Origin of the sequence: Pseudomonas sp. W2I6, from assembly GCF_030815935.1 — a bacterium.
GTDB lineage: Bacteria > Pseudomonadota > Gammaproteobacteria > Pseudomonadales > Pseudomonadaceae > Aquipseudomonas.
Window position 1 is genome coordinate 6,805,572 of record NZ_JAUSXJ010000001.1, and the last position, 12,788, is coordinate 6,818,359.

General features: G+C 61.8%; 11 protein-coding genes. 10 read left to right on the forward strand and 1 reads right to left on the reverse strand.

Translation table 11 applies throughout. The annotated features are described in order from the left end of the window. The first annotated feature begins 258 nt into the window (after positions 1-258). The 3 genes from rpmE to QF039_RS31455 all read left to right on the forward strand — a co-directional run bounded on the left by rpmE (position 259) and on the right by QF039_RS31455 (position 2,769). Positions 259-489, forward strand: coding sequence for a 50S ribosomal protein L31 (rpmE, locus tag QF039_RS31445; protein WP_003209330.1), 231 nt, complete (start codon positions 259-261; stop codon positions 487-489). Positions 490-530: 41 nt separating this feature from the next. Further along, entirely contained in the window at positions 531-1,319 is a 789-nt protein-coding gene (locus tag QF039_RS31450; RefSeq protein ID WP_307523061.1) for a thermonuclease family protein, read from the forward strand. A gap of 181 nt (positions 1,320-1,500) precedes the next feature. Continuing rightward, a complete protein-coding gene (locus QF039_RS31455) occupies positions 1,501-2,769 on the forward strand; it encodes a malic enzyme-like NAD(P)-binding protein (protein WP_003209334.1) in 1,269 nt (422 codons plus the stop codon). Between the two features lie 195 nt (positions 2,770-2,964). Here QF039_RS31455 and QF039_RS31460 read toward each other — a convergent pair whose 3' ends face one another. Further along, positions 2,965-5,421, reverse strand: a complete 2,457-nt coding sequence (locus QF039_RS31460) for a penicillin-binding protein 1A (RefSeq protein ID WP_371321561.1) — start codon at positions 5,419-5,421, stop codon at positions 2,965-2,967. A 220-nt stretch (positions 5,422-5,641) separates the two neighbouring features. Here QF039_RS31460 and pilM point away from each other — a divergent pair, with 220 nt between their 5' ends. The 7 genes from pilM to QF039_RS31495 all read left to right on the forward strand — a co-directional run bounded on the left by pilM (position 5,642) and on the right by QF039_RS31495 (position 12,616). After that, positions 5,642-6,295 carry a type IV pilus biogenesis protein PilM gene (pilM, locus tag QF039_RS31465; RefSeq protein WP_023659347.1) on the forward strand — a complete coding sequence of 218 codons (654 nt, stop codon included), beginning with the start codon at positions 5,642-5,644 and terminating at the stop codon, positions 6,293-6,295. Continuing rightward, positions 6,295-6,846, forward strand: a complete 552-nt coding sequence (locus tag QF039_RS31470) for a PilN domain-containing protein (protein WP_003209339.1) — start codon at positions 6,295-6,297, stop codon at positions 6,844-6,846. Before pilM ends, QF039_RS31470 begins: the two co-directional genes overlap by 1 nt. Continuing rightward, on the forward strand, positions 6,843-7,868 hold the full coding sequence (locus QF039_RS31475; protein WP_307522425.1) for a pilus assembly protein PilP: 1,026 nt from the start codon (positions 6,843-6,845) through the stop codon (positions 7,866-7,868). Before QF039_RS31470 ends, QF039_RS31475 begins: the two co-directional genes overlap by 4 nt. A gap of 69 nt (positions 7,869-7,937) precedes the next feature. Next, a complete protein-coding gene (locus QF039_RS31480) occupies positions 7,938-9,275 on the forward strand; it encodes a type IV pilus secretin PilQ (protein WP_307523063.1) in 1,338 nt (445 codons plus the stop codon). A gap of 4 nt (positions 9,276-9,279) precedes the next feature. Beyond that, the gene (gene aroK / locus QF039_RS31485; protein ID WP_003209345.1) at positions 9,280-9,798 is read left to right on the forward strand and encodes a shikimate kinase AroK; all 519 of its coding nucleotides are present in this window, start codon (positions 9,280-9,282) and stop codon (positions 9,796-9,798) included. 147 nt (positions 9,799-9,945) lie between these two features. Next, entirely contained in the window at positions 9,946-11,046 is a 1,101-nt protein-coding gene (gene aroB, locus QF039_RS31490) for a 3-dehydroquinate synthase (protein ID WP_003209346.1), read from the forward strand. Positions 11,047-11,056: 10 nt separating this feature from the next. Next, entirely contained in the window at positions 11,057-12,616 is a 1,560-nt protein-coding gene (locus QF039_RS31495) for an SPOR domain-containing protein (RefSeq protein ID WP_003209350.1), read from the forward strand. Positions 12,617-12,788: the final 172 nt, after the last annotated feature.

A 12,788-nucleotide genomic window follows, 5' to 3' on the forward strand; every position in this document is an offset into this window, starting at 1 on the left:
AGCCTAGCAGACCAGCGGTGGATGTGGGAGCCGGGCTTGCCCGCGATAGTATCGACACGGTGCACCTGAGGCACCGCATCGCCTGCATCGCGGGCAAGCCCGGCTCCCACGGGACCTTGTGTATGTCGTGCTTTTCTGATGAAAGGGGCCGTTGTGCTTCTTGCGCGTTTAAAAAGGTCTGGTAGAATCCGCGGCCTAATTACGTGCGGTATTCAACAATAGTGTTGATTGGCGGCACGCTAGCCTGAGGAATACACCATGAAAGCCGATATCCATCCAAACTATGTTGCCATCGACGTTACCTGCAGCTGCGGTAACAAGTTCGAAACCCGTTCGACTTTCGGCAAAGCTCTGCCAATCGACGTGTGCAACGAGTGCCACCCGTTCTACACCGGTAAGCAGAAGACTCTGGATGTTGGCGGCCGTGTTGACCGCTTCAAGACCCGCTTCGGTGCTTTCGGCGCTAAAGCTGCTCCTAAAGCCGAGTAAGGCTGGTTCGCTTGGATGGCCTGTATGGCTTGTCCTCGCTGATGAAAAAGGCGTCCCTCGTGGGCGCCTTTTTTGTGTCTGCGATTTGGCTGGCGCCCGCCCAGGCCGAGGTGTTCTGCCCGGCGCCCGGCGATGTCGCGACCTTCGACGTGCAGCGGGTAGTGGATGGCGACACCGTGCGCCTCAAGGACGGCCGCAGCATACGCATGATCGGCGTCAATGCCCCGGAAACCGGCAAGCAGGGGCGCACTGACGAGCCCTTCGCCGTGGCCGCTCGCGAGCGCCTGCAAAGTCTGGTGGATGCGAGCGGTGGGCGCGTTGGCGTGGTGCCCGGACGGGAGAGCAAGGACCGTTACGGCCGCACCCTGGCCCATCTCTACGGTGCCAATGGAGCAAATCTGGAAGCGCAGTTGCTCGCCGAAGGCCTTGGCTTCCAGGTGGCGGTCGCGCCGAATGTGGCACTGGTGGCCTGCCAGCAAGCCGCCGAACGCAGCGCCCGGCAGGCCCGGCTGGGGGTGTGGCGCCGGTCACCGGTGGTCGATGCGGCGAACATCCGGCGCTCGGGCTTTGCCGTGGTCCACGGCCGAGTGAGCAAAATCGAACGCAATCGCGGCGGAGTCTGGATTGAGTTGCAGGGCTCACTGGTACTGCGCATTGCACCCAATCTGGTGGGCCGATTCGACAGTGCGCTGTTGAAAGGTTTGCAGGGCCAGTCCATCGAAGCCCGCGGCTGGGTGCTGGACCGCTCCCGACGCGGCGGCCTGGAAAAGGGCCAGGCACGCTGGCTGTTGCCACTGACCGATCCCGGCATGCTCGAGCAGGCGCTGTAAGAAAAAATTGTAGACATTTTTCAGGTCGATTGTGAACAGTTGAGCCCTTGTATCCCGTGGCTCTTGGCCAAAAGTCGTAGGGCAGGGCCCTTGACACCTGTGACTGCCCAGTCTTGTGGGGACTTTGCGACACGCGTATCCTCGGCGGTCCGTCGACCAACAGTAAAAGCGGAATGCCGATATGTCTGATTTGAAAACTGCCGCTCTCGAATATCATGCCCATCCTCGTCCAGGAAAGCTGAGTGTAGAGCTCACCAAAGCCACTGCCACCGCCCGCGACCTGTCGCTGGCCTACAGCCCTGGCGTTGCCGAGCCCGTACGTGAAATCGCCCGCGATCCTGAACTGGCCTACAAGTACACCGGCAAAGGCAACCTGGTTGCAGTGATCTCTGATGGCACCGCGATCCTCGGCCTGGGTAACCTCGGCCCATTGGCTTCCAAGCCAGTCATGGAAGGTAAAGGCGTGCTGTTCAAGCGCTTCGCCGGCATTGACGTATTCGATATCGAAGTCGATTCCGAGAGCCCGCAGGCTTTCATCGACACCGTCAAGCGCATCTCCATCACCTTCGGTGGCATCAACCTGGAAGACATCAAGGCACCTGAGTGCTTCGAGATCGAAAAGGCCCTGATCGAACAGTGCGACATCCCGGTATTCCACGATGACCAGCACGGCACCGCGATCGTTACCGCGGCCGGCATGATCAATGCCCTGGAAATCGCCGGCAAAACCCTTGGCGAAGCCAAGATCGTTTGCCTGGGCGCCGGCGCCGCGGCCATCTCCTGCATGAAGTTGCTGGTGAGCATGGGCGCCAAGCTGGAAAACATCTACATGGTCGACAGCAAGGGCGTTGTGCAGTCCGAGCGTACCGACCTGAACCAGTACAAGGCGATGTTCGCGCATCCGTCCTCCAAGCGTACCCTGGCTGATGCCCTGGACGGTGCAGACGTGTTCGTTGGCCTGTCCGGCCCGAACCTGCTGAGCGCCGAAGGCCTCAAGTCCATGGCGGCCAACCCGATCGTGTTCGCGTGCTCCAACCCGGATCCGGAAATCTCCCCGGAGCTGGCCCACGCCACCCGTAGCGACGTGATCATGGCCACCGGCCGTTCGGACTACCCGAACCAGGTCAACAACGTACTGGGCTTCCCGTTCATCTTCCGTGGTGCCCTGGACGTTCGCGCCAAGCGCATCAACGAAGAGATGAAAGTCGCGGCCGCCAACGCCCTGCGCGAACTGGCCAAGCTGCCGGTTCCTCAGGAAGTGTGCGACGCCTACGGCGGCATCAAGCTGGAATTCGGTCGTGAGTACATCATCCCGAAACCAATGGACAAGCGCCTGATCACCCTGATCTCCGATGCCGTGGCCAAAGCCGCAATCGAGACGGGTGTGGCCACCCTGCCGTATCCGAAGAACTACCCGCTGCAAAGCGTGGATGATGTGTTCAACGGCTAAGCCGTTGTAGCGCACCACCAAAAAGCCCCGGCTCTTGCGAGTCGGGGCTTTTTTATTGCCTGTTGATCAGTTCAAGGCTTGCGACGATCCAAATGTGGGAGCCGGGCTTGCCCGCGATGAGGGCAGGACAGTTAACACAACTGTGACTGACCCTCCGCTATCGCGGGCAAGCCCGGCTCCCACAGGGGACTTGTGTTAGAACAAATCGATCGGCGCCGCCTCGTCCGCCGGCAGCGGGCTGCCCGGTGCAACACCATTGCCCAGCTCGTTGACCGACGGCGGCGTGTCCTCGCTCTTGAACAGCTCGAAGTACGCATTCGGCGTGCTCGGCGCTGCTGCACGGCCGCTGACCGGGTCGATCCGCAGGCTCAGGATGCCTTCCGGTTCCGGCTGGGTATGCAGCGGCATATCCTTCAGCGCGGCGCCCATGTAGCTCATCCAGATCGGCAGCGCGACAGTGCCGCCGAACTCCCGGCGACCGAGGCTTTCCGGCTGGTCGTAACCGGTCCATACGGTGGTCACGTAGTCGGCGTTGTAGCCGGAGAACCAGGCATCCTTGGAGTCGTTGGTGGTACCGGTTTTGCCGGCGATATCGGCACGGCCCAGGGCCAGGGCGCGACGCCCAGTACCCTTCTTGATCACGTCTTCCAGGATGCTGTTGAGGATGTAAGTGGTACGGCCATCCACCACACGCTCGGCCACGGCTGGCGCCTGTGGTGCGGCGGGTGCACCAGCTGCCGGCGCTTCGCCTGGCGTCGGCTCGATGGTGATGCCGCCGTTGGCCGGTGCTGCCTGGCCGTCAGTGGCCGCGACGCCATTGACCACGTCGCCCGGGACCCGTGGCGGGTTGGCGGTGAACAGGGTTTCGCCGCTACGGCTTTCGATCTTGTCGATCAGGTACGGGGTGATCTTGTAGCCGCCGTTGGCAAAGGTGCTCCAGCCGGTGGCGATTTCCATCGGTGTCAGCGTGGCGGTACCCAGTGCCAGGGACAGGTTGGGCGGCAGGTCCGACTTGTTGAAGCCGAAGCGGGTGATGTAGTCGATGGTCTTGCCTACGCCCATCGCCTGCAGCAGGCGGATCGACACCAGGTTACGCGACTTGTACAGCGCCTCGCGGACGCGGATCGGGCCGAGGAAGGTGTTGGTGTCGTTCTTCGGGCGCCAGACTTTGTCCAGGTACTCGTCGACGAACACGATCGGTGCATCGTTGACCAGGCTGGCGGCGGTGTAGCCGTTATCCAGTGCAGCGCTGTAGATGAACGGCTTGAAGCTGGAACCCGGCTGGCGCTTGGCCTGGGTGGCGCGGTTGTAGTTGCTCTGCTCGAAGGCAAAGCCGCCGACCAGGGCACGGATTGCACCGTTCTGCGGGTCAAGCGACACCAGGGCGCCCTGTGCCACCGGCACCTGGCTGAATTTCAGGCTGTCGTCCTTCTGGCGCTGCACACGAATCAGGTCGCCGACCTGGGCCACGTCCGACGGCTGCTTGGGCATCGCACCCATGCTGTTGGTGTTCAGGAAAGGGCGGGCCCATTTCATGCTGTCCCACGACACATGCTCTTCGCCGGTGCGCGTCAGTACCTGCACGCCATCTTTCTTCACCTGGGTGACGATGGCGGGTTCAAGGCCGCTGATCGGGCGCTGTTTGCCCAGCTCGACGGTCCAGGCGCTCAGGGTCTTGCCCGGCAGGCGCGATTCAGGGCCGCGGTAGCCATGGCGCTGGTCATAGGCGACCAGGCCATCGTGTACCGACTTGTTGGCGATTTCCTGCAGGTTGCTCGGAATCGTCGTGGTCACGCGGAAACCTTCGGTGTACGCCTCGCTGCCATAGCGGCCGACCATCTCGGCACGGGCCATTTCGGCGATATACGGGGCATTCACTTCCGGTGTCGGCACGTGATAGCTGGCGTTCAGCGGCTCGGCCACCGCACTTTCGTACGCGGCCTGGTCGATCTTGCCCAGCTTGTACATGCGGCCCAGGATCCAGTCGCGGCGCTCTTTGCTGCGCGCCGGGTTGGCCAGCGGGTTGAAGCGCGAAGGCGCCTTGGGCAGGCCGGCAATCATCGCCATCTGCGCCAGGCTGGCGTCACGAATCGACTTGCCGTAGTAAACCTGCGAAGCCGCCTCGATGCCGTAGGCGCGGTTGCCCAGATAGATCTTGTTGACGTACAGCTCAAGGATCTCGTCCTTGGTCAGCTGACGTTCGATCTGCAACGCCAGGAGGATTTCCGTGGCTTTGCGGGAAAAGCTGCGTTCGCTGGTGAGGAAGAAGTTCTTCGCCACCTGCATGGTGATGGTGCTGCCACCGGATTGAATGTGTCCGCTTTTGACCAATTGCGTGGCCGCCCGCACCAGGCTGCTTGGGTCGACGCCATAGTGATTGGCGAAGTTATCGTCTTCAGCCGACAGCAGGGCGTTGATGAAATTGGGTGGAATGTCGGCGAAACGGATCGGTGTGCGGCGCATTTCGCCGAACTCCGCGATCAGTTTTTCATCGCTGCTGTAGACCCGCAAAGGAATCTGCAACTGGATACTTCTCAGGGCCTCTACGGAGGGCAAACCCGGACTAAGGTAGAGATAGGCCCCGCTGAGCACGAGCATCAGCCCGCAGACGATCGCGACAATGGAGTACCCGAAAAACTTCAGCAGACGAATCAAGGCTTTTGGATTTCCAAGGAAAAGAATGGGTTAGGCGTCGGGGCATGCACGGCAAGTGGTGGATCGACCCGGCCAGCAGATAAACGCGGGAAAAAACGCTGGGCATTAAAGCATTTTTCGGCTTCGGGCGTCATTCGCGCCGCTCATACAAGCCGACCGAATGCAGGAAGCCTGGCAGCAATCAGTCCGTAAGACAGGGAAAGTTTTGGGGAGTTTTATGAGAAAGGGATTTTTCAGGCGAAAAGCCGATGCCGTCCTGGGTATCGACATCAATGACACCGGCGTCAGGTTGGTGGAGTTGGAGGCTTCAGGCACTGGCTACAGCGTGCGGGGCTACGCCATGCAGCAGTTGCCGGCCCATGCGGTGGTCGACAGCAGCGTGGTTGATTTCGATGCCGTCGCGCAGGCACTTTCCCGGGCGCTGGTACAGGCGCATACATCACTCAGGCATGCCGCCGTGGCCGTGGCAGGGCCCTCGGTGATTACCCGCGTGCTGGAGATGGACACGGGGCTGACGGATGCTGAAATGGTGCGTCGAATCCATGGGGAAGCAGACCAGTACATTCCTTATCCGCTGGAGGATGTGGCTATCGACTTCCAGGTGCAGGGCCCGTCGGCCCATGACCCGCAAAGCGTCGATGTGCTGCTGGTTGCCTGCCTCAAGGAACAGGTGGAGGCCCGTGAGGCAGTTTTGGCCCTTGCGGGGCTGGCGACGCGGATAGTGGATGTCGAAGCATTTGCATTGGCTCGCGCGGGCAGGCAGGCTTCGGACAGCATCACGCCGGGCCGTCGTGTCGATGGCGCGCAATGGGCCGTGGATGCCCAGGGAATGGGAGTGGCCTGCGGGCTGGCCCTGAGGAGTTTCGACTGATGACACGAATCAACCTGTTGCCGTGGCGCGCAGAACGGAATGAGCGGCGGCGCAAATATTTTCTGGTGTTTTTGGCGGGGGCTGCAGCGGTGGCGCTGGCTGCGGTTTGGCTGGCAGACCAGGTGATCGACCGTGCAATCGATCGGCAGTTGGCCCGCAATAACCAGTTGAGCCAGGGTGTCACTGGGCTCGACTCGCGGATCAAGGCCATCGACGAACTGCATGAGCAGCGCCAGCAGTTGATGGAACGGATGAAAGTTGTGCAGGGTTTGCAGGACGATCGTGCGGCGGGTGCTCAGTTGCTGGACCAGTTGGCCCGTGCCGTGCCGGAGGGGGTGCAGTTGCGCGAAGTGAGCGTCGACGGCGGTTCTGTTTCCATCAGCGGCACGGCCGGATCGAACCGGGACATTGCTCAGTTCATGCGAGGCCTCGAAGCTGCCGAAGACTTGGAAGCGCCCCGGCTTCAACGGGTTCGCGGCGCGCAGGAGGGCGACGACAATGGCTTCCAGTTGACGGTTCGCCATGGTCACTCGGATGAGGTGCGCCAATGAGCGGGGCGTCAGGCCTGCCAGGGCTGACGGAATCCGATATAACCCAGCTCTGCCAGAACGCCGCCAACTGGCCCTTGCCGGGCAAGGCGTTGCTGGCTGGCGCGGTGGTTTGCCTGCTGTGGGCAGTGGGCAATACCTTCTACTTGAGTGGAGCGCGGGAGCAACTGCGCCAGCTTGAGGCGCAGGAAGTGGCGCTTGAACAGCAGGTCGCGCTGAAAACCAGCCAGGCTGCCGGCCTGGAGTCCCTGGTCCGCGAACTCGAAACAATGCGAGGCCATTTCGCCAACCTGTTACGGCGGCTGCCTGCCGACCCCCAGGTACCCGGCCTGCTTGAAGATATTGGCCGCCTGAGTGCCGCCAATGGCTTGGTGCTGGAGGCCATCGAACTTCGGGATGACCAGCCTCGCGCCCTGTACATCGAATCGCCCATGCAGATTGGCGTCACCGGGACTTTTCACGACCTGGCGGCGTTCATCAACGGCATGGCCAGCTTGCCGGGAATTGTCACGGTGCATGACTTGGCATTCAGTCCTGTCGATCCCTCGGTGTTGCATCTCAGCCTGGTAGCCAGGACCTATCGTCACAACCGCCAGGCGGGCGATGACCTGGAGGTTGATTTGCACCCGCCGGCACAGGCTGTCGCCGAGCCCGGGCCGCAGCAAGTGGCGTACGATTTTGCAGCCTTGCGCGACCCTTTCCAGCCGCCCTCTCGCCAACTGGTTCGACCCGCCGGGCGACCGGCTGCCGGACCTGATCTCGCCAGGCCTCGCGGAATCCTCGAAGGCTTCGCCGTGGAGCAGTTCGAAATGGTCGGGACCTTGTCCCTGGGGGCTCAAACCTTCGCCCTGCTGCGCGGAGCGTCGTCTGTCCATCGGCTGGCAATCGGCGATTACCTGGGCCCGGACCACGGGCGCATCACGGCAATCCACGACTCCCATGTCGAACTGGCCGAGCTTTTCCCGGATGGCCAGGGCGCGTGGCTGGAACGCTCGCAAACCCTTGCCCTGAACGTGAACTCATAACGGAAACAAACAATGAAAAGGACTTTTTCGTCCTTCGGTGTGGCGCTATGGATAGCGTTCACGGCACCGATGGTCATGGCTGTGCCCAATCGAATCGACTTGATTCACCTGCCGCCACCTGGCAATGCGCCCCTGAGTACCGGACGCGTGGCATTCACCGGGGACAAGCTGTCCCTCAACTTCCAGAACATCGAGTTGCGCGCGGTGCTGCAGCAGATTGCTGACGTTGCCGGCCTCAATCTGGTGGCCAGCGACGACGTGCAGGGTTCGATCACCCTGCGCCTCAAGGACGTGCCCTGGGACCAGGCCCTGGACCTGGTGCTGCAAACCAAGGGGCTGGACAAGCGTGTGACGGCCAATGTGCTGCTGGTCGCGCCGGCCGAGGAGTTGGCCGCCCGCGAGTTGCTGGCGATGGAGTCGCGCAAGCAAATGACTGACTTGGCACCGCTGCGCCGCGAGTTGCTGCAGGTCAATTACGCCAAGGCGTCGGACCTGGCCAAGCTCTTCCAGTCGGCCGTGGGCCTGGAAGGCGCCACCGATGAGCGCGGCTCGGTGGCGGTGGATGACCGCACCAACAACATCATCGCCTACCAGACCCGGGAGCGGCTGGAGGAGCTGCGCACGATTGTGGCGCAACTGGATATTCCGGTAAGGCAGGTGATGATCGAGGCGCGGATCGTCGAGGCCAATGTGGATTACGACAAAAGCCTTGGCGTGCGCTGGGGCGGGCAACTGAATCGGGGTAACTGGGGAGCTGGCGGGATCAGGAAGCAGCTGGCGGAGGGGGCCGAGCCGCCTGAAACCCCGCCCAGCTCGCCGTTTGTGGACCTGGGGGCGGTCAACGGCAGCGCCGGCCTGGGTGTCGCGTTTATCACCGACAACCTGCTGCTGGACCTGGAACTGACCGCCATGGAAAAAACCGGCAATGGTGAAATCGTTTCGCAGCCCAAGGTCGTCACCTCCGACAAGGAAACCGCGCGAATCCTCAAGGGCACCGAGATTCCCTATCAGGAGTCCAGCTCCACCGGCGCGACCTCGGTGTCGTTCAAGGAGGCCTCCTTGTCATTGGAAGTGACCCCGCAAATCACCCCGGACGGCTGGGTGATCATGGAGGTCAAGGTCACCAAGGACGAGCCCGACTACCTGAACAGGCTCAACGATGTGCCGCCGATCAAGAAAAACGAGGTCAATGCCAAGGTGCTGGTCAAGGACGGGGAGACCATCGTGATCGGCGGGGTTTTCTCCAATACTCAAAGCAAAGTGGTAGATAAAGTGCCATTTTTGGGCGATGTGCCGTATCTTGGCCGCCTTTTCCGGCGGGATGTGGTTTCGGAGAAAAAATCCGAGCTGCTGGTATTCCTGACTCCGCGTATTATGAATAACCAGGCGATTGCTGTGAGTCGTTGATTCTGTGCGAAATTTGATTCTTGTAGGACCGATGGGGGCTGGAAAAAGCACCATCGGCCGTTTGCTGGCCAAAGAGCTGCGCCTGCCATTCAAAGACTCCGATAAGGAAATTGAATTGCGCACGGGCGCCAATATCCCGTGGATTTTCGATAAGGAAGGCGAACTGGGCTTTCGCGACCGCGAGCAGGCGATGATTGCCGAACTGTGCGGCTGCGATGGCGTGGTATTGGCCACCGGCGGTGGCGCAGTGATGCGCGACGAGAACCGCCGGGCGCTGCACGCCGGCGGTCGCGTGGTTTATCTGCACGCGTCTGTCGAGCAGCAGGTGGGCCGCACCGCTCGCGATCGCAATCGCCCATTGCTGCGCACCGCAGACCCGGCAAAAACCCTGCGGGACCTGCTGACGCTGCGCGACCCGCTTTATCGGGAAATCGCCGATCTGGTGGTGGAAACCGATGAGCGGCCGCCACGAATGGTGGTTCTCGACATTCTCGAGCGCCTGGCACAGTTGCCACCCCGTTAAAGCCAGGGCCGAAATGCGCTATCCTCGGCGGCGCGTCATGACCGTCCGAGTTGTGGCGTAGAGCCATCAGGCAGCGTCAGATCCCGACGTTGCCGACAACGTTAATGTAGGGCAGGACGCCTGCTTTCATCTTCAACGCGGGGACACATGCAGACACTTAAGGTCGATCTTGGCGAGCGCAGCTACCCGATCCATATTGGCGAAGGTTTGTTGGACCAACCCGAGTTGCTCGCACCGCATATTGCCGGGCGGCAAGTGGCGATCATCTCCAATGAAACGGTCGCGCCGCTGTATCTTGAGCGTCTGAGCCGCAGCCTGGCGGCGTACTCGGTGATCTCGGTGGTGCTGCCGGACGGCGAGGCCTTCAAGACCTGGGAAACCCTGCAACTGATCTTTGATGGCCTGCTGACGGCCCGTCATGACCGGCGCACCACGGTGGTGGCCCTGGGTGGCGGTGTGATCGGCGACATGGCCGGCTTTGCAGCCGCCTGCTATCAGCGCGGCGTGGACTTTATCCAGGTACCGACCACCTTGCTGTCCCAGGTCGATTCGTCGGTGGGCGGCAAGACCGGCATCAACCACCCGCTGGGCAAGAACATGGTCGGCGCGTTCTATCAGCCGAATGTGGTGCTGATCGACACTGCCACCCTCAATACCCTGCCACCCCGCGAGCTGTCGGCGGGCCTGGCGGAAGTCATCAAGTACGGGCTGATCTGCGACGAGCCGTTCCTGACCTGGCTGGAAGAACACGTCGACGCCCTGCGCGCCCTCGACCAGGTGGCACTCACCGAAGCGATTTCCCGCTCCTGCGCCGCCAAGGCGCTGGTGGTGAATGCCGACGAACGTGAGTCCGGCGTGCGCGCCACCTTGAACCTCGGCCACACCTTCGGCCATGCGATCGAGACCCACATGGGCTATGGTGTGTGGTTGCATGGAGAGGCTGTAGCGGCTGGCACAGTGATGGCATTGGAGATGTCGCAACGCCTGGGCTGGATCAGCGCCCAGGAGCGTGATCGCGGGATCCGCCTGTTCCAGCGCGCCGGGTTGCCGGTCATTCCTCCCGAGGAGATGACCGAGGCAGATTTTCTCGAACATATGGCAATAGACAAGAAAGTGATCGACGGTCGACTGCGACTGGTGCTGTTGCGCCGAATGGGCGAAGCGGTAGTGACCGACGATTATCCGAAAGAGATTTTACAGGCCACGCTGGGAGCGGATTACCGCGCCCTGGCCCAGCTTAAAGGTTAATAAGATCCCGATGACTAGTTTGCATGCCGACGAGGCGTTCCTCGGCCATTACCAGTTAAGCCACGACCCTTTTGCTCCTCGGGTGCCTGGTTTCAAGTTTTTCCCTGCGCAACGCAAGCCGGTGCTGGGGCAACTGCACCACCTGGCGCGCTACAGCCAGTTGCTGCTGGTGGTCACCGGCCCATTGGGCAGCGGCAAGACCTTGCTGCGCCAGGCACTGGTGGCCAGCACCAACAAGCAATCGGTACAGAGCGTGGTGGTTTCCGCCCGTGGTGCCGGTGATGCGGCAGGCGTGTTGCGTCAAGTGGCCCAGGCCCTCGACGTGTCCACTGCCGAGCCGAATGCGATCCTCAAGCAAGTGGTGCAACTGGGCCTGACCGGCCAGGAAGTCTACCTGCTGGTGGATGACGCCGAGCAGCTCGACGAATCTGCCCTGGAAGCGTTGCTGGCCCTGGCGGCCGGTACGCCTGAAGGGCGCCCGCATGTGTTCCTGTTTGGCGAGTCTTCGCTGATCGCCGAACTTGAACAGATCAGCGGCGAGCAGGAGCTGTTCCACGTCATCGAACTGCAGCCTTACGAAGAAGAAGAAACCCGCGAATACCTGGCCCAGCGGCTGGAAGGCGCAGGGCAGGGCATCGAACTTTTCTCCGCTTCGCAGATCTCTGATATTCACGAAAGCTCCGACGGCTGGCCTGGCACCATCAACCAGGTTGCCCGGGATGCCATGATCGAAGCCATGATTGCCAGCCGCTCAGCGGTAAAGCGTCCAAAGATGGGGTTTACTATGCCGAAGAAGCACGTATTGGCAATTTCTGCCGTTGTCGTGGTTGCCGTCGCCGCCGCCTGGTTGATTCCAGGTCGCAACAAGGCACCGACCACCGCTGGCGCGCCAACCGAACAGGCGCAGTTGCCACTGGGCAAGCCAACACCGAACGTTGAGTTTGCCAACTCCGGCCAACCCACCAACCTGCCAATGGTCGGCCAACCGGTGATGCGCGGCCCGCTCGCCGAAGAAGCTGGCGGCATCTCCGAAGGCGACGATGGGGTGCCCGTGGAAGGCTCCAGCGCCACGCCGCCGACCGTGACCACCACCGCGCCACCTGCGGGCGTGCCAGCCGGTCAGCCAGCGGCCAAGCCGACGCCAGCGCCAGCCCAGGTCGCCACCGCCAAGCCTGCGCCTGTGGCCAAGCCGGTCGCCCCGGCGCCTGCGGCCAAGCCGGCTCCAGCCGCCAAGCCTGCCGAAAAACCGGCCGTCGTGGCCAAGGCCGCGACTGGCGCTGCCGGCAGCAGCTGGTATGCCAGCCAGCCTACCGGTAACTTCGTGGTGCAGATCCTCGGCACCAGCTCCGAAGCCAACGCCCAGGCGTTCGTGAAAGAGCAGGGCGGCGAGTACCGTTATTTCAAGAAAGTGCTCAACGGCAAGCCTCTCTACGTGATCACTTACGGCAACTTCTCCAGCCGTACAGCAGCGGAATCCGCTATCAAGGCCTTGCCAGCGAAGGTTCAGGCTGGTAAACCTTGGCCTCGCACTGTCGCCAGCGTTCAACAAGAACTGGCAACAACTCGCTGAAGATCCGGCGGCCTTACCCAGGCCGCCCTCTCGGCACCTCAAAAAAAACAACACAGCGTGCAGCCCTGAAGGCCGCGCGCTTTGTGGTGTCTGCGTCACAGTGGCTTTTGAGTCGTAGCGGTCAAAATTAAAAAAGTTTTGACTAGCACAGCATATCGCTTTAAACCTTTCA